This window comes from Cobetia sp. LC6 (genome assembly GCF_030264805.1).
GTDB lineage: Bacteria > Pseudomonadota > Gammaproteobacteria > Pseudomonadales > Halomonadaceae > Cobetia.
The window spans coordinates 52,901-70,284 of the sequence record NZ_JASSPL010000018.1; the positions used below are offsets into that span (position 1 = coordinate 52,901).

The 17,384-nt window shown below is 63.3% G+C and carries 13 protein-coding genes and 2 tRNA genes; 4 read left to right on the forward strand and 11 right to left on the reverse strand.

The features are described 5' to 3' along the window. Positions 1-128: 128 nt before the first annotated feature. The 7 genes from QQF40_RS16230 to ugpB form a co-directional block, all read right to left on the reverse strand. A complete protein-coding gene (locus tag QQF40_RS16230; protein WP_175090582.1) occupies positions 129-947 on the reverse strand; it encodes an HAD-IIB family hydrolase in 819 nt (272 codons plus the stop codon). Positions 948-1,052: 105 nt separating this feature from the next. Continuing rightward, a complete protein-coding gene (locus QQF40_RS16235) occupies positions 1,053-1,874 on the reverse strand; it encodes a DeoR/GlpR family DNA-binding transcription regulator (RefSeq protein WP_175090581.1) in 822 nt (273 codons plus the stop codon). Further along, complete coding sequence (locus tag QQF40_RS16240; RefSeq protein ID WP_285461935.1) at positions 1,871-2,698, reverse strand: glycerophosphoryl diester phosphodiesterase; 828 nt, start codon at positions 2,696-2,698, stop codon at positions 1,871-1,873. Before QQF40_RS16240 ends, QQF40_RS16235 begins: the two co-directional genes overlap by 4 nt. Positions 2,699-2,911: 213 nt before the next feature. Further along, the gene (locus tag QQF40_RS16245; RefSeq protein WP_285461936.1) at positions 2,912-4,027 is read right to left on the reverse strand and encodes a sn-glycerol-3-phosphate import ATP-binding protein UgpC; all 1,116 of its coding nucleotides are present in this window, start codon (positions 4,025-4,027) and stop codon (positions 2,912-2,914) included. A gap of 98 nt (positions 4,028-4,125) precedes the next feature. Further along, on the reverse strand, positions 4,126-4,971 hold the full coding sequence (ugpE, locus tag QQF40_RS16250) for a sn-glycerol-3-phosphate ABC transporter permease UgpE (RefSeq protein ID WP_285461937.1): 846 nt from the start codon (positions 4,969-4,971) through the stop codon (positions 4,126-4,128). Beyond that, the gene (gene ugpA / locus QQF40_RS16255) at positions 4,971-5,846 is read right to left on the reverse strand and encodes a sn-glycerol-3-phosphate ABC transporter permease UgpA (RefSeq protein WP_175090577.1); all 876 of its coding nucleotides are present in this window, start codon (positions 5,844-5,846) and stop codon (positions 4,971-4,973) included. Before ugpA ends, ugpE begins: the two co-directional genes overlap by 1 nt. Before the next feature lie 203 nt (positions 5,847-6,049). Beyond that, entirely contained in the window at positions 6,050-7,420 is a 1,371-nt protein-coding gene (ugpB, locus tag QQF40_RS16260) for a sn-glycerol-3-phosphate ABC transporter substrate-binding protein UgpB (RefSeq protein WP_285461938.1), read from the reverse strand. Between the two features lie 390 nt (positions 7,421-7,810). Here ugpB and QQF40_RS16265 point away from each other — a divergent pair, with 390 nt between their 5' ends. Continuing rightward, a complete protein-coding gene (locus tag QQF40_RS16265) occupies positions 7,811-8,398 on the forward strand; it encodes a hypothetical protein (RefSeq protein WP_285461939.1) in 588 nt (195 codons plus the stop codon). Positions 8,399-8,547: 149 nt separating this feature from the next. Here QQF40_RS16265 and QQF40_RS16270 read toward each other — a convergent pair whose 3' ends face one another. The 4 genes from QQF40_RS16270 to betI all read right to left on the reverse strand — a co-directional run bounded on the left by QQF40_RS16270 (position 8,548) and on the right by betI (position 15,593). Beyond that, on the reverse strand, positions 8,548-11,016 hold the full coding sequence (locus QQF40_RS16270; protein ID WP_175090574.1) for an acyl-CoA dehydrogenase: 2,469 nt from the start codon (positions 11,014-11,016) through the stop codon (positions 8,548-8,550). Positions 11,017-11,372: 356 nt separating this feature from the next. Then, on the reverse strand, positions 11,373-13,088 hold the full coding sequence (betA, locus tag QQF40_RS16275) for a choline dehydrogenase (protein WP_285461940.1): 1,716 nt from the start codon (positions 13,086-13,088) through the stop codon (positions 11,373-11,375). Between the two features lie 374 nt (positions 13,089-13,462). Then, entirely contained in the window at positions 13,463-14,944 is a 1,482-nt protein-coding gene (betB, locus tag QQF40_RS16280) for a betaine-aldehyde dehydrogenase (protein ID WP_285461941.1), read from the reverse strand. After that, positions 14,937-15,593: a transcriptional regulator BetI gene (gene betI, locus QQF40_RS16285; RefSeq protein WP_175090571.1), complete on the reverse strand. Its 657-nt coding sequence runs from the start codon at positions 15,591-15,593 to the stop codon at positions 14,937-14,939. The genes betB and betI overlap by 8 nt, the downstream gene beginning before the upstream one ends. A 481-nt stretch (positions 15,594-16,074) precedes the next feature. Here betI and QQF40_RS16290 point away from each other — a divergent pair, with 481 nt between their 5' ends. From QQF40_RS16290 to QQF40_RS16300, 3 genes are all read left to right on the forward strand, one after another. Then, positions 16,075-16,971 carry a choline ABC transporter substrate-binding protein gene (locus tag QQF40_RS16290; RefSeq protein WP_285461945.1) on the forward strand — a complete coding sequence of 299 codons (897 nt, stop codon included), beginning with the start codon at positions 16,075-16,077 and terminating at the stop codon, positions 16,969-16,971. A gap of 86 nt (positions 16,972-17,057) precedes the next feature. Continuing rightward, a tRNA-Met gene (locus QQF40_RS16295) sits at positions 17,058-17,134 on the forward strand. Positions 17,135-17,308: 174 nt separating this feature from the next. Further along, positions 17,309-17,384 (forward strand) — tRNA-Asn (locus QQF40_RS16300).

Here is a 17,384-nt window from a genome sequence, read left to right on the forward strand (position 1 = left end):
TCTTATGGATAACAAAAGCCCGCATGGTGATGCCATGCGGGCTTTTTCATGCCTGTCTGCTGACTTATGTATAAAAAGCCTGGGGCCGTCATCCTGCTGGAGGTCTATACCCGCCATCAGTCACAGGGTCAGGCGTCTGTCTTGACGCTCCCGACTCCCTTGCGTGCCGTAAGAAGAGCCTCGGCGATTTCCTCGACCCCGGCGCCATGACTGTGGCGTGTCACCCAGCTGGGCTCCCAACCCAGTGCCGCGCGGTGCTGGATGATATTGGCCACGCCTACGGTGTGACGGAAGGTCGCGAACATCGGCGCATCATTGGGCGCATCGCCGACGTACATCACCTCCTGCTCCAGCTGCATGCGGTCCAGCCCGAAGGTCTCGGTGAGGACCCGCACCGCCATGCGCGCCTTGTCGAACTCGCCCTGCCACGCATTGATGTGGATGGAGCTGGCGCGCGCCTGAATGCCAGCGGCCGTGAAGCCGGCGATGATGGCACGAATCTCGCTATGGGCCAGCGGGCCGACCGCCTGACAGTGGTCCACCGCGACATCGGCGAAGCGGAAGGGCTGGTCCTGGGCCAGTGCTGCGCACGGATGGTTGAGCAGCAGCTGGCGGGCGACGGTCATGACGTGGCGCTGGCGAGCGCGCAGGCGCTGCTCGTCTTCCCACCAGGTGGTGAGAACGCGCTGCCCCTGGCGGCGGAAGGCAAAGGCGCCGTTCTCACCGATCACGCTGGCGACCGGCCAGGCGCGCGCGATGTGATCACACCAGCCCGCACAGCCGCCCGTGACGGGAATGACCTTGATGCCGGCGGCATCCAGACACTCCAGCGCCGCCAGCGTCGATGCCGCGAGCCTCCCTTCATGGGTGAGGGTGTCATCGATATCGGTCAACAGATACCGGATATCCGACAGGGTGCTGGCAGGACAGTGGGCGAAGGCTTGCATGGTGATTCCAGGAGTCCTCAGAAGGTAAGCGGGAGCGCGGCTGTCATCCGTCGCGTGTCCCTTCAGTATCGTCGATGCGTGACGGCTTGCGCGACGCGCCTCGGTTCAGGCGGTGAAGCGCACCGACAGGCTCTGCTGGCTGGCAGCCTCCAGCGCGCTGCGATAATCGGGCTGATGGGGCAGCTCATCGGTGACCAGCAGGTCGATCTCCTCGAGCGGGGCGATGCGGCACATGGCGGCGCGCCCCCATTTGCTGGCGTCGGCGACCAGAATCCTGCGCTGGGCGTGGCCGATCAGTGTACGACTGACCGCAGCTTCCTCCGGGTCGAAATCGAGCAGCCCACCGGTATCGAGACCACCACAGCCGAGGACCGCGATATCGACCTGATGACGCGCGAAGAAGGCCACGGTGGCACTGCCGACCACATCGAGATCCTGTGGGCGCAGTTGTCCTTCCGCCAACTGGACGGCGACATCCGGATGGGTCGAGAGCGCCTGAGCCACCTGCAGATTGTTGGTGATCACGCGCAGGCCGCGCCGGGCAAGCAAGGCTTCGGCGACCGCTACCACGCTGGTGCCGATGCCCAGCGCCAGGGTGGCGCCATCGGGAATCTCGGCGACCACGCTGGCGGCCATGGCCTGCTTGGCGGTTCGTGCCAGCATGATGCGCTGGGTATGACCCAGGTTGTAACCGCCCGGTGGGCGCTCGATGCCGCCGTGGCGTCGACGCGCCAGCCCGCGCTCACACAGCACGGCAAGATCACGCCGGATGGTCTGGGGCGTGACGTCGAAGGCATGGGCCAGCGGGTCGACCGCCAGTTGGCCCTCGCGGGCCAGTCGCTCGAGAATCTGTTGCTGGCGCGTCGTCAGTGCGTCATTGCTCGCGTGTTCGACGCTGCGACTGTCGCGCTCGATGCCCGGGCTCATGTCCGGGATAGCCCTTGCGTAGTGGTGTCATTCGGCAGAGTGGGCTCGCGATCCTCCTCGCTGAAGATGGCCGGGTCATCGCTGATGACGGCATCCACACCCCAGGCCCAGCGGGGTGCGAAGGCCGCCGCATCATTGGGCGTGTAGCAGAGCAGCTTGTGGCCTCGGCTGGTGACGGCACTGGCCGCGGCCCGCGTCAGGGCGCGCCAGTCGGCATGCACGGAGCTTGCGTTCAGCTCATCGGCCAGGCTCTGCCAGTCATCGGGGATGTCATCGAAGAGCAGGCCGATATGCACCTGTGGGTCGCGTTGACGCGTCAGGCGCAGCGCCTGGGGATCAAACGACGAGATGATCAGGTGTGAGGCGGGTAGATGGGCGCTGGCCATCGGAATGGCGGCATCGACCAGCGCCTGGGCATCGTGGCCGGGACTGAGCTTGAGCTCCAGATTCAGACGCATGTCCAGGCGTGCGATCAGCTCCAGCGCCTGCTTGAGCGAGGCCATCCGCTCACCGGCAAAGCACGCATTGAACCAGCTGCCGACATCGAAGGTCTGCACGCTGTCCCAATCGAGATTCTTGAGCTTGCCACGCCCATCCGAGCAGCGATTCACGCCGGCATCGTGCCAGATGACCGGTGTGCCGTCGCCCAGCAACTGCACGTCCAGCTCCACCCATTGAAAGCCGGCCTCATGCGCTGCCTGAATGGCGGCCAGGGTGTTTTCCGGCGCATAGGCCGACAGACCGCGATGCGCGATCGCCAGGGGCAGGGACAGAGCGTTGTCGGTTGAGCGTGATGAGCCAGCTGAATGTGACGATGAAGCCATGGTGAATCCTCACAGAAAGAATGGCATGTCTGCCCGCTACGCAGCTGCGGCATCGATCAGTCGAGACGGGGCACTGAGGCACAGGCGCGAGACTGATCAGGGCAGGTCCCAAGCATTACCATCCAATGATGACGTTATCAGGGCAAGGGGTTCAGTTGGCCCGCGACGGGATGGCCGCGCCTGCTTGATGACAGCGCTTTACGACGACAGCGGTCATTTGATGGCCGCTGTCACCTGCTCGCGGGTTGCCAGCCGCTTGCCGTCGGCGCCGAACAGGTGGGCACGCGCCGGAAGGATGGCCAGGCGCAGCGTCTGTTCTTCCGTGACGGCGTGCTCGCCATCCAGTCTCACTACCAGCGGCTCGCTCTGGCCATGCAGTCGGCAGTACGCGAGGGTGTCGGCACCCAGCGGTTCGACCAGCTCGATGCGCGCCTCAAGCTCCGCGGCCCCTGCGGGCAGGGCATCGTCTGTCTCCAGCATCTGCAGGTGCTCGGGACGAACGCCGAGGGTCAGCTCATCCCCCATGGTCAGGCCTTCGCCCTGCAGGGCAATGGTTGCGCCACACGGCAGTACGAGGCCTGCCTGTACCTGGATGGCGCTCAGGAAGTTCATCGCCGGGGAACCGATGAAGCCGGCGACGAACTGACTGGCGGGCTGATCATAGAGCGCCATCGGCGTACCGAACTGCTCGACATGGCCGCCGTTCATCACCACCAGGCGATCCGCCAGGGTCATGGCTTCGGTCTGATCATGGGTCACGTAGACGGAAGTGACCTTGAGGCGCTTCTGCAGGCGGCGGATCTCGAGACGCATCTGCACGCGCAGCTTGGCGTCCAGATTCGAGAGTGGCTCATCGAACAGGAAGACCTGCGGCTTGCGCACGATGGCGCGCCCCATGGCGACACGTTGACGCTGGCCGCCGGAGAGCTGCTTGGGGCGGCGATCGAGCAGTTCGGTCAGGCCCAGCAGCTCGGCGGCCTCGCTGACGCGCTGCTGGATCTCGTCCTTGGGCGTGCGCCGATTCCTGAGGCCGTAGGCCATGTTGTCGAACACGCTCATGTGCGGGTAGAGCGCGTAGTTCTGGAACACCATCGCGATATCGCGCTCGGCGGGTTCCAGGTCATTGACGCGCTTGCCGTTGATCTCCAGATCGCCCTCGGAGATGTCTTCCAGACCCGCCAGGGTGCGCAGCAGGGTCGACTTGCCACAGCCGGACGGGCCGACGATGACGATCAACTCGCCTTCGCCGAAAGCCAGGTCGATACCATGCAGGGCCTTGTAGCCATTGGGGTACTGCTTCTTGAGCTGCTTGAGCGCCAGTGTTGCCATGAGTCATGTATCCAGAGCGGTGGCGTGACGGGCAAGTCTGCCCATCACGGTGTAACGGGATCAGGGGCGGACGAGGTATCGCAGGTCGGAGCGCGAGATCACTTCTCGCTGTCCACCAGGCCCTTGATGAAGTAGCGCTGCATGAACAGGATCACCAGCACCGGTGGGCCCATGGCCAGCAGCGTGGTGGCGGTGACGTCCTGCCACGGCACCAGACCATCACCGGTGGTCAGCATGCGCTTGAGGCTGACGACGATGGTCAGGTAATCGGCATCGGTCGTGATCAACAGCGGCCACAGATACTGATTCCAGCCGTAGATGAACATGATCACGAACAGCGCCGCGATGTTGGTCTTCGACAGCGGCAGCAGGATGTCCTTGAGAAAGCGCCACGGCCCGGCGCCATCGATGCGCGCGGCCTCGACCAGTTCCGCCGGAATGGTCAGGTAGAACTGACGCAGCAGGAAGGTCGTGGTGGCGCTGGCGATCAGCGGCAGGATCAGGCCGGCGTAGCTGTCCAGCATGTTGAGGTCGGCTACCACCTTGAAGGTCGGAAGGATACGCACCTCCACCGGCAGCATCAGGGTGATGAAGATCAGCCAGAAGCACAGCTTGCGGAAGCGGAACTCGAAGAAGACGATCGCGTAGGCGGCCAGCACCGAGATGATGATCTTGCCGATGGCGATGCCGAGTGCCATCAGCATCGAGTTGAACAGCAGAGTCATCACGTCGGCGCCAAGACTGCTGACCGGGTCTGCCAGCAGATGACGGTAGTTGTCCAGGCCAGCCTCGCCGATCCAGACGGGGGCGACATTGGAATAGAGGTCACCCATCTCGTGGGTGCTGGCGCTGAAGGCGATCCAGACCGGCAGGAAGAACACTGCGCAGCCGACGATCAGCAGGGCATGGCTTGCGATATCAAGCCCGGGGCGGTTATAGCGCATCAGTACTGCACCTTCTTCTCGACATATCTGAACTGGATCAGCGTCAGCACGCCGACGATGACCATCAACAGCACGGATTGGGCAGCACTCGAACCCAGGTCCTGCCCGACGAAACCATCTTCATAGACCTTGTAGACCAGGGTGCGCGTCGAGCCGGCCGGGCCGCCCTGGGTGGTGGCATCGATGGTGCCGAAGGTCTCGAAGAAGGCGTAGACCACGTTCATCACCAGCAGGAAGAAGCTGGTCGGCGAGAGCAGCGGGAAGGTGATGGTCCAGAAACGCCGCCAGGGGCCGGCGCGATCCATCGCGGCGGCTTCCAGCAGACTCTTGGGAATCGCCTGGAGGCCGGCGAGGAAGAACACGAAGTTGTAGCTCATCTGCTTCCAGATCGAGGCCAGCACCACCAGCAACATGGCCTGATCGCCATTGAGCTTGTGGTTCCAGTCGATGCCGATGGCAGACAGCAGCTCCGGCAGGATGCCCAGCGTCGGATCGAACAGGAACAGCCACAACACCCCGGCAACGGCGGGTGCCACGGCGTAGGGCCAGATCAGCAGGGTCTTGTAGGCATGTGCGCCGCGCAGTACGCGGTCCGCCAGCACGGCCAGTCCCAGCGCCAGTGCCATGGCACCGAAGGCCACCGCGAAGGAGAAATAGGTGGTCGTCCATAGTGTCGTGAGGTATTCCGGCTCGCTCAGCACGCTGACGAAGTTGCTCAGCCCGGTGAATTCCCGCGAGAGACCGAAGGCATCCTCGACATAGAAGGCCTGTTCGATGGCCTGGTAGGCCGGCCAGAAGAAGAACACGCCAACGATCAGCAGCTGGGGTGCCAGCAGTATCCAGGGCGTTATGGGGTGTCGATTGAAATGGGCCATGCAGCAGGGGTCTCGCAAGCAAGGAGGGACTGGGTGGTTCCATCGGTAACACGGAGTCGGCAAACCTCGGCCGCTCCTGCACCATCACGCCGTGAGAGAAGGGAAAGGACACCGGATGTCGGATGTGCTTTCCGCTCTCTGGCGATTGAGAATGGCGGGAGGGCGGGCCTGGCATGGGCCCGCCCTCCCCGGTGTGGCGATGATCAGCCGTTGGCGCGTTCGAACTTCTCGAGCAGCGAATCACCACGCTTGACGGCGTTGTCCAGGCCGTCCTGCACGCTTTCCTTGCCGGAGAAGATCTTCTCCAGCTCTTCATTGATCACGTCACGAATCTGCACCATGTTGCCCAGGCGCAGCCCCTTGGAGTTCTCGGTCGGCGTCGCGGAGGTCATCTGGGTGATGGCGACGTCGGTACCCGGGTTCTCGGCGTAGAAGCCCTGTTCGCGCGTCAGCTCTGCCGCGGCAGTGGTGATCGGCAGATAGCCGGTGAACTGGTGCCAGTCGGCCTGCACTTCGGGCTTTGAGAGGTACTGGAAGAACTTGGCGACACCCTGGTACTCCTCATCGCTGTGACCGGACAGTACCCACAGCGACGCGCCACCGATGATGGAGTTCTGCGGTGTCTCGATCACGTCGCTGTCATAGGGCAGCGGTGCGACGCCGAACTCGAAGCCCTTGGCGCTTTCCTTGACGCCGGCATAGCTGGCGGAAGAGCCCATCATCATTGCGCACTCGCCGGAGTAGAACTTGGGCGCCGCATCATCGAAGCGACCGCCGAATACGAAGCGCTTGTCGGCCTGCCAGTCGTCGAGACGCTGAATGTGATCGACCACGGCGGTCGTGTTGAATTCAAGGCGGGTATCAGTGCCGGCGAAGCCATTGGCCTGGCTGGCGAAGGGCACGTCGTTGCGCGCCGAGAAGTTCTCGAGCATCACCCAGGACGGCCAGGTGGTGGTCAGACCACAGCTGGCGGCGCCGGAATCGACGACCTTCTTGAGCGTAGCGCCCATTTCCTGCCAGGTCTGCGGGAGGGACTCGACGCCCGCCTCGGCCAGCACGTCCTTGTTGTAGTAGGTCACCGGCGTCGAGGAGTTGAACGGCATCGACAGCATCTTGCCGTCGGTGTCGGTGTAATAGCCGGTGACGGCAGACAGGTAGGCGTTCGGGTCGAAGGCGGTGCCTTCCTGCGGCGCGAAGTCTGCCATCAGCTGATGCACCGGGACGATCGCGCCCTTGGCGCTCATCATGGTGGCGGTGCCGACCTCGAAGATCTGCACGATGTCCGGGCCCTTGCCGGCGCGGAAGGCGGCGATGGCGGAGGTCATGGTCTCGGAGTAGTTGCCCTTGAAGACCGGCTTGACGACGTAGTCGTCCTGGCTTGCATTGAAGTCGGCCGCGATCTCGTCGACCTTCTTGCCGAGCCCGCCCCCCATGGCGTGCCACCATTCCACCTCGGTGGCGGCGAGGGCGCTGGCGGAGGCGGAGGCGAAACCGATGGCCAGCGCGAGGCTGGCGAGGCGACGAGTCGCGGTGGCAGTCGTGCGGGTGCTTGCATGATGAGTCGGGCGGCGCATGGTCAAACTCCTGAGAGGTTCCCCTGGCCAGCTTCCGCACAAAGAAGAAGGACGCTGGCCGCTGACGATCGATGGCGACGATCAAGTGAACATTTTCTTGTTCTTTTGATGATCGTCCGAAAAGCGTAGACGACTCTATAGTCCCCGCCTTACAACTTTGTGACAGGAAGATGTTCATTCGAGCGAGGCTGAACTTATGGCTGAACTCGAGACTGAGTTTATGGCTCGGCGGCTGCTGGATATGCTTTGTCTAAACAGCCGGCGTGTGGCGCTGGTAGCTCGGCCAAGGCTGGCAAGCGAGGCGTTGGTCGCAACTCAAGGCCGGAATAAGCGGCCGGCGAGCGAGTGTGCTAGTCTTGCGCGCTGAAAATGCCTGTGGCGGAGAACGCGATGAAAGTGGTTGAAGTGAGTGCCGGTGCCCGACGTGATGCCTGTCTGGCGATGCTGTGCGCCGAGGTCCATGGCCGCGAAGGGGGGCTGGATGCGCTGGTGAGTTACGCCGGCGTGCGTGGGGTGTGGTTCAAGAATGAGATGGCGCGCCTGTTCGCGCTGGTCGACGATGCCGAGCGCATCCACTCTGCCGCGCTGCTGGTACTCGACGAGAACGCACGTGGTCTGAATCTGGCGCTGTGGGCGACGCCGACGGTGCATCGCGGTCATGACCACGGCATCGCGCTGGTCTCCCAGCTGGCCGATCACGGTCGCCTGCAGGTACGCATCACCGACAGCTCACTGGTCAGCGTGCTGCGTCGCGCCGGCATCAACGACTGGCTGGAGGCTGAGGCCGAAGGGGATCAACCGCGTGAGCTGGTCGGCATGAATCCGGCGGCGCGTGTCGGCAACCTGGCGGCCCTCGACGCGCCGCTGCGCCTGGACCGCGAGCGCATCAAGCGCTCCTTCAAGGCGCGCCCGAAGGACTTCGAGACCTACAAGAACGCCTTCGTGCTTGACCTGGAGCACTTCGCGCGTCATATCTGAGGATGAGATGACGCAAGCGAATGGCATGCTCTGCCAAGACAAAGGCCCCGCTCATTGAGCGGGGCCTTTGTGGTTCTGCGATCAGTGATCAGTGATCAGTGATCAGTGATCAGTTCGTGCGTCGATCACGTGGGCGTCGCCAGTAGTGATCAGGCGGCGTCCTGCTGCGGGTTGGAGGCGGTGCCGTCACTCGCCATCGGCTTGCGCACGAAGGCGTCGAATTCGAAGTGGTCGACGGTCAGCATGTCGAGCACCTCGGCTTCGAAGACGCGCATGAAGTCGCCATCCTCTGCTGAGAGGATGCCTGCCTCGACCGCCGCTTCGATACGTGCTTCCGGTGACAGGGCATCGGCCGGAATCTCGCCCTTGTGGTAGGCCTTGGCCAGCGCCTTGTAGATCGGCTCGGCGCGCGGATAGTCCTTGAGCAGCGCGTTGTAGCGGGCGAGGGCGTTGTCCTGCTGGCCTTCGTCCTGGGCGTCCCAGGTGTTGTCGGTCAGCTTGGCACGCAGTGCAGTGTCGGTGGAAACGGCACGGGCGACCTCGCGGGTCAGGCTATCCCTGGGCATGGCGAACTGACGGCCACGCGGCAGGGCGATCACGCGCAGGGCAGTGCCCAGCGCACGGTTGGGCAGGTTGGCGAACAACTCATCCAGTGCCTTCTCCGCGCGGTGCAGCAGCCATTGCATGCTGTAGTGGAACAGCGCCTCTTCGTGTTCGCAGGCCTCGGTTTCGTGCCACTGCTTGAGCGTCAGTGATGCCAGATAGAGGTTGGACAGCACGTCACCCAGGCGCGCCGACAGCATTTCGCGCGCCTTGAGGCTGGAGCCGAGGCTTGCCATGGCTGCATCGGCGGACAGCGAGAAGGCGGCGCTGAAGCGATTGATGTGGCTGGCGTAGGGTGTGGCAACGGTGTCGAAGCCACTGGCCTTGCCACCGATACCGAAGCTCTGGGTGAAGGCGCGTGCCGCGTTGCCGAAGATCAGGCCGGCATGGCGGAAGAAGGCCTTGTCGAAGGCGTTCAGGTCATCGGCGTCCTTGGCGGCCAGCTCTTCCAGCACGTAAGGATGGCAGCGGATCGCGCCCTGACCGAAGATCATCAGGTTGCGGGTCATGATGTTGGCGCCTTCCACCGTGATCGAGACCGGAGTGCCGGCGTAGGCCACGCCAATGTAGTTGCGCGGGCCAAGCGTCACGCCGCGTCCGCCGTGGATGTCCATGCCATCGGCCAGCAGCGAGCGAGCCATCTCGGTCAACTGGCTCTTGAGGATGGCGGAAGGCACCGCCGGCTTGTGGCCGTTGTCGATCATGTTGGCGGTGTGCAGCACCGACGCCTGGCTGATGTAGTTCATCGCGGCCATGCGCGCCAGGGGCTCCTGAACGCCTTCCATCTCGGCCACCGGCAGATTGAACTGACGGCGGATGCGCGCAAAGCCGGCGCTCCAGCCCAGTGCGTAGCGCGAGATGCCCGCAGAGCCGGATGGCAGGGTGATGCAGCGACCCACCGACAGACACTCGACCAGCATCTTCCAGCCCTGGCCGGCCATCTGCTCGCCACCGATCAGGTAGCTGAGCGGAATGAAGACGTCCTTGCCGAAGATCGGACCATTCATGAACGGCGCACCGATCGGGTGGTGACGACGGCCGATGTCCATGCCGTCGGTGTCACGCGGAATCAGGGCACAGGTGATGCCGATGTCTTCCACGTCACCCAGCAGGTGCTCGGGGTCGAACATGCGGAAGGCCAGGCCGACCACGGTGGCGACCGGCGCCAGGGTGATCCAGCGCTTCTCGAAGTTCAGGCGAATACCGACGACTTCCTCGCCATCATGCATGCCGCGACACACGATGCCGGTGTCCGGGATGGAAGTCGCATCACTGCCGGCACGCGGGCCGGTCAGGCCGAAACACGGGATCTCGCGGCCATCGGCTAGACGCGGCAGGTAATAGTTCTTCTGTTCTTCGCTGCCGTACTTGAGCAGCAGCTCGCCCGGGCCGAGGGAGTTGGGCACGCCGACGGTGACCATCAGCGTCTCGTTGACTGCCAGCTTCTGCAGCACCAGCGACTGCGCCTTGGCCGAGAAGCCCAGGCCACCATATTCCTTGGGAATGATCATGCCGAAGAACTTCTCGCGCTTGAGGTATTCCCACAGCGCTTCGGGCAGATCGGCACGCTCGCGTGCGATCTCCCAACTGTTGGTCATGCCGCAGGCGATAGAGCACTGCTGGTCGATGAAGGCCTGCTCTTCGCTGGAGATGCCCTCGTTGCGCTGTGCGGTCAGGGTGTCCCACTGCGGCTTGCCGGAAAAGAGCTCGGCGTCCCAGAACACGGTGCCGGCTTCCAACGCCACCTTCTCGGTGTCCGAGACCTTGGGGGAGACCTTCTTGAACATCGCGAACAGACGCGGGCTGAGCCACTTGCTGCGCAGGGCCGGCAGGCCACATACCGCGACCAGTGCCGCGCCGATCAGCAGTAGGCAACCCAGCACCGGCGCGTCGACCGCCAGGCCGACGATGCCGATGATGGCGAGAACGCCGATGGCCGCGAGGGCCCCGGCTTCGCGTGCCATGACGGCCAACAGACCGGCAATGGCGACAAGGATGAGGATGAGCTGCGTCATGGCAGGATCTCCGGGTGGCGAGGGATGGTGTCTTTGCATGGTGTTACTACAGCGTAGCAGCCATGCGTTTAGAACGGTTGTTTGAATTGTCTTCAGCGTATCCCATGTTGCTCGACCCTGCAGTACGCCCAAGGTCTAAGGTGTGCGGGTTCGTTCTCGAAAAGGACAGCCGCCCGGGCCAGGCAGTCGGAGAGCGCAAGACCGGGGTGAGTGGCTGTTTCTGACAGGCATGAAAAAGGCCCCGCAATGCGGGGCCTTGGACGATCGATAGCGCTTGCGTGCGTGAGGCCAGACTACCTGTCGCAGGCGTTGATCAGTGCTTGGTCATCGACCCGAGCTCAGTCATTGATCAGTGCTCAGCCATTGGTCGGCGCGGAATCGATCTGGCGCTTTGCGGGCTGTTTGGCCGGTGTGCCCGGCTCGACCACGAAGTAGTCAGCGTCGGACGGCGGCAGCGGAGCACGGCCCCGAATCTTGTCGGCCATCTTCTCGGCCAGCATGATCGTCGGCGCGTTCAGGTTGCCGGTGGGGATGACCGGGAACAGCGAGGCATCGACGACGCGCAGGTTGTCGAGGCCATGTACGCGACCGGCACCATCGACCACGGAGGTCTCGTCACTGCCCATGCGGCAGCTGCCGCACGGGTGGTAGGCCGTCTCGGCATGATTGCGTACGTACTCGTCGAGCTGCTCGTCTGTCTGGACATCAGCACCCGGCGCCAGTTCGCGGCCACGGTAATCATCCAGTGCCGGCTGAGCGATGATCTCGCGAGTCAGGCGAATGGCGGCGCGGAACTCTTCCCAGTCCCGCTCCTCGGCCATGTAGTTGAAGAAGATCGAGGGCGCGGCCTTGGGGTCGAGAGAGGTCAGTCGGACACGACCCTTGCTCTGGGAGCGCATGGAACCGACGTGTGCCTGGAAGCCGTGGCCCTGCACCGCGCTCTTGCCGTTGTAGCTGATCGCGATCGGCAGGAAGTGATACTGCAGGTTCGGCCAGGCTTCGTTGTCATCGCTGCGAATGAAGCCGGCGGCCTCGAACTGGTTGCTGGCACCCACACCAGTCCCCTTGAGCATCCACTCCAGGCCGATGGGCGGCTGGTTGTACCACTTGAGGGACGGGTAGAGCGAGATCGGCTTGGTGCACTCGTACTGGATGTAGAGCTCGAGGTGATCCTGCAGGTTCTCGCCCACGCCCGGCAGGTGGTGCACCATCTTCACGCCCAGCGGCTCGAGATGTTCACGGTTGCCGACGCCTGAGCGCTGCAGGATCTGCGGCGAGGCGATGGCGCCGGCGCACAGCAGCACTTCCTTGCGCGCACGCACGCGGTGGTCCTGGCCCTTGCGCTCGTACTTCACACCGACCGCCGTCTTGCCTTCAAACAGGATGACGTCGGTGGTGGCACGCGTCTCGATGGTCACGTTGGGGCGCTTCTTGGCGGTATCCAGATAGCCGCGCGCGGTGGAGGCACGACGGCCTTCCCTGGTCACGAAGCGGTCCATCGGGCCGAAGCCCTCCTGCTGGTAGCCGTTGACGTCTTCGGTGGCCGGGTAGCCCGCCTCGATGCCTGCCGCGATGAAGGCATGATAGAGCTCGTTGTTGCCCTGCTTGGGCGTGGTGACAGACACCGGGCCGTCGCCGCCATGGTAGTCATTCGGGCCGATATCGCGTGTCTCGCACTTGCGGAAGTAGGGCAGGCACTCACGATAGTTCCAGTCGGCCAGGATGGGGTCCTTGGCCCAGTTGTCGTAATCCAGCGCGTTGCCGCGGATGTAGCACATGCCATTGATCAACGAGGAGCCGCCCAGGCCCTTGCCGCGACCACATTCCATGCGACGGTTGTTCATGTGCGGCTCAGGGTCAGTCTTGAAGTCCCAGTTGTAGCGCTGACCCTGCAGCGGGTAGGCCAGGGCGGCGGGCATCTGGGTACGGAAGTCGAAGCGGTGGTCGCGGCCACCGGCTTCCAGCAACAGCACGCTGACGTCGGAATCTTCGCTCAGGCGGGTGGCCAGCACGTTGCCGGCACTGCCGGCACCGATGATGACGTAGTCGTATTCACGCTCGAATTGGCTCATGAAATCTCCTTTCGTATCAGATGCCACATGCGGGCGCAGGACGCCCCGTCGACGACGAGGGGTGGCCACTGCCGGGCGGATGGATACGGTGATGTGTCTGTGAAGAGTCGTCGGGGCACCGCATGACAGCAAGCTGCCACAGGGGACTCGACGACTCACCGGAATTCGGGCACCGCGCGCGGCGCTGGCGAGCGACACGGCGTGCAGCCGGCATGGCGAGTGTTCGACATGCCGGCAGGTGGGGCATCTGGCGCTTCGTCTTGCTTAGTCCCGGTACTTGAGGCCCGGTCTTGAGGGCCGGTATTGAGGCCCGGTACTTCAGCCTCTGGCGCCAGAGGATGCTGCTGTCGTCAGGCCTTTCGGCCAGTGATGGCTCAGAAGGCGGACTCGAACGGGCCCATCTCGATCAGCACGGACTTGGTCTGGGTGTAATGAGACAGCGTCTCGACACCGTTCTCGCGACCGATACCGGACTGCTTGTAGCCGCCGACCGGCATCTCGGACGGCGACTCGCCCCAGGTGTTGACCCAGCAGATACCGGCTTCGAGCTGGTGAATCACGCGATGCGCGCGGTTCAGGCTCTCGGTGAACAGGCCAGCCGCCAGTCCATAGGTGGTGTCGTTGGCGCGACGGATGACTTCCTCTTCACTGTCGAAGGACAGGATGGACATCACCGGACCGAAGATCTCTTCCTGCACGATGCGCATGTCATCGCTGCAGTCGGTGTAGACGGTCGGTGCGACCCAGGCGCCCTTGGCGAAGTCGCCTTCGCTCATGCGCTCACCGCCGACCAGCAGACGTGCGCCGTCCTGCTTGGCGATCTCCAGATAGGAGACGACCTTGTCCAGGTGCTCGAAGCTGACCAGCGGACCGAAGGTGGTGGCGCGATCCTGCGGGTCGCCGGCCTTGATGCGCGCGACGCGCTCGACGATCTTGGCCTCGAAGGCCTCCTTGACGCTGGCTTCGACGAAGACGCGGGTGCCGTTGGTGCACACCTGACCGGAGCTGTAGAAGTTGGCCATCATGGCGCCGTCGGCGGCGCGGTCGAGATCGGAGTCGGCGAATACCAGCAGCGGGGACTTGCCGCCCAGCTCCATGGTGACTTCCTTGAGGCTGGAAGAGGCGGAAGCGGACATGACCTTCTTGCCGGTACCGGCTTCCCCGGTGAAGGAGATCTTGGCGATATCCGGGTGCTCGGTGAGCATCACGCCGACGCGGGCATCGCCCTGCACGACATTGAACACGCCGTCCGGCAGGCCGGCTTCGGTGAAGATCTCGGCCAGCTTCAGTGCGCTCAGCGGCGTGACTTCGCTGGGCTTGAAGACCATGGCGTTGCCGGCGGCGAGGGCCGGGGCGGACTTCCAGCAGGCAATCTGGATCGGGTAGTTCCAGGCACCGATGGCGCCGATGACGCCCAGCGGCTCCTTGCGGGTATAGACGAAGGCTTCCTGACGCAGCGGCATCTGGCTGCCTTCGATGGCCGGCGCGAGGCCCGCGTAGTACTCGAGTGCATCGGCACCGGTGACGATGTCGACCGCTTCGGTCTCGGACAGCGGCTTACCGGTGTCGAGTGTCTCGAGCAGCGCCAGTTCGTCGTTGCGCTCGCGCAGCAGATCGACGGCGCGGCGCAGGATGCGTGAACGCTCCATGCCGGTCATCGCGGCCCACACCTTCTGACCCTGCAGGGCGCTTTCGACGGCGGTATCGACGTCGGCACCGCTGGCCTGCTGGATCTCGGCGATGACTTCGCCGGTGGCCGGGTTGACGGTCTCGAAGGTCTCGCCGGAGGTAGCCTCGACCCGACGGCCACCGATGTAGAGGGTCTGGGTCGGGAAGCTTGCGTTGCCGTTAGCCATGCGTGCGCTCCTTACTGGGTTCAGGGGAAGTGGGGGAGTCTGTCGCGTTCAGGGATACTGTCATGTGACGTGTCAGCTGGTAGTCGGCATATTCGTAGGCGAGGCGGCGTGCGCGCTCGACATCGAGGCCGGTCGGGTCCAGCGTACCGCGCAACCACAGGCCGTCGATCAGGGCGGCCAGTCCGGCCGCGGCATCACGTGCCTCGTTCAGCGGCATGCAGCGGCGGAACAGGGCACACAGATTGGAGATCAGCCGCCTGTCGTTGACCCGCTGCAGGCGTTCCAGCGGAATGCGGTGCATGCTGGAGGCCCAGAAGGCCAGCCAGGTCTTGGAGACACTCTGACTGACCTGGCTGCGGTCAAAGTTGCCGTCGATCACCGCGCGCAGATGGCTGCGGACGTCATCATCTGCCAGTGCGGCGCGACGCTCACTGACGGCGCTGCGCAGGTCAGTGAGAATCTGGCGCATGGTGGCTTCCATCAAGCCATCCTTGCCGCCGAAATAGTGGCTGATGATACCGGTGGATACACCTGCGTGACGGGCGATACGGGCCACAGTCGCGTCGGCGAGTCCTGCCTCATCGATGGCTTGCATGGTGGCCTGGATCAACTGGCGGCGGCGGATAGGTTCCATTCCCACTTTGGGCATCAACGGAGTCCTTTTCGTATATCGGGTCGGTGTGACACTGGGTGTGGCCATGGTACTGGATCATCACCGGTTTGCCGCGAGCGCTGCACCATGCTGTCGTGTGCAAAGTTTTTATTGAACGTTCAATTAACAAAAAGTGTAGAGGCTGGTTCTCGATGCGTCAAGTTGAGGCAGGGCGGGGCAGCCAGGGGGCTGTCAACAGGCAGTCCGGGAGGGCATCAGAGGGGAGGCGGGCGAGGAATCGAGGTCAGGTGACGGCCAGCGGCAGGCGGGCGTGAAAGACAGTGAGTTGGCGAGCCCGGTTGGTAAAAGCGCTACAGTGCGGTAGAACATGGAAGGGCAGCATGTCGATCTCAACGTAGGTTGAACGTTGCACCGGCGCTTGAGAGTTGACTGACAATGAACAATAAAACAAGGGGTTAGCATGAAACGATCACCTGGTAAGGTGCTGTTGGCACTGGGCGTCATCGCCGTGCCGGTCATGGCGAATCAGGCCCTGGCCGCCGTGACGGAAGAATGTCGCACTGTGCGTTTCGCCGAAGTCGGCTGGACGGACATCACGGCAACCACCGCCCTGACGCGTGCCGTGCTGGAAGGGCTGGGCTATGAGACGACCTCTGACACCATCTCGGTGCCGATCGCCTATGCCGGCATGAAGAATGATGACTTCGATGTCTTCCTGGGCAACTGGATGCCGTCGATGGCCTCCATCAGTGACCCCTACATCGACAAGGGGCAGGTCGATCGCCCGCGCGCCAATCTCCAGGGCGCGAAATACACCCTGGCGGTGCCGCAGTATGTACTGGATGCCGGCGTGACCTCGGTGGCGGACCTTGCCGACAATCTCGAGAAGTTCGACGGTCGCATCTACGGGATAGAGGCGGGCAACGACGGCAACATGATCATTGCCGACATGATCGACGACGACGCCTTCGGCATGGGCGAGTTCGAGATGATTGACTCCTCGGAAGCCGGCATGCTGGCGGAAGTGAAATCGAAGATTGCCGCCAAGGAGTGGGTCGTGTTCCTCGGCTGGGAACCGCACCCGATGAACACCCGCTTCGAGATGGGCTATCTGGAAGGGGCCGATGATTACTTCGGGCCGAATCTGGGCGGTGCGACGGTGTATACCAACACCCGCGCGGGCTACAGCGAAGCATGCACCAACGTCGGGGCCCTGCTTTCCAATCTCGAGTTCACCCTGGAGATGGAAAACCAGTTGATGGGTGACATCATGGATGGCGGCGAAGACCCGGATGACGCGGCGGCCAGTTGGCTCAAGCAGAACCCGCAGGTGCTGGAGGCCTGGCTCAAGGGGGTCGAGACCGTGGAGGGCCAGCCTGGCCTTGCCGCGGTGAAGACAGCGCTGGGGATCTGATCGGCCCGTCGGGCTCGTCTGTTGAGCTTTTGATAAAAAGTGCTTGCAATTCAGCAGCCTGACCTGCAATATACGCCTCGTCGTGTGGCTACATAGCTCAGCTGGTTAGAGCACATCACTCATAATGATGGGGTCCCCTGTTCAAATCAGGGTGTAGCCACCAGTGATTCCAAGGCCTGCATCCGTGCGGGCCTTGTCACATCTGGATGTCGCTTCGTGCGCTTTCGGAGGTGGATCCGGCAGGAGGAATCCAGCGAGTTCTGCGGTGGTCTGAATGGCCGAAGGTGGTTGACGCCATTGAGTATTTCCGTATAATTCGTCGCGTGTTCAAGGTTGTTCCTCGATAGCTCAGTTGGTAGAGCAAATGACTGTTAATCATTGGGTCACAGGTTCGAGTCCTGTTCGAGGAGCCA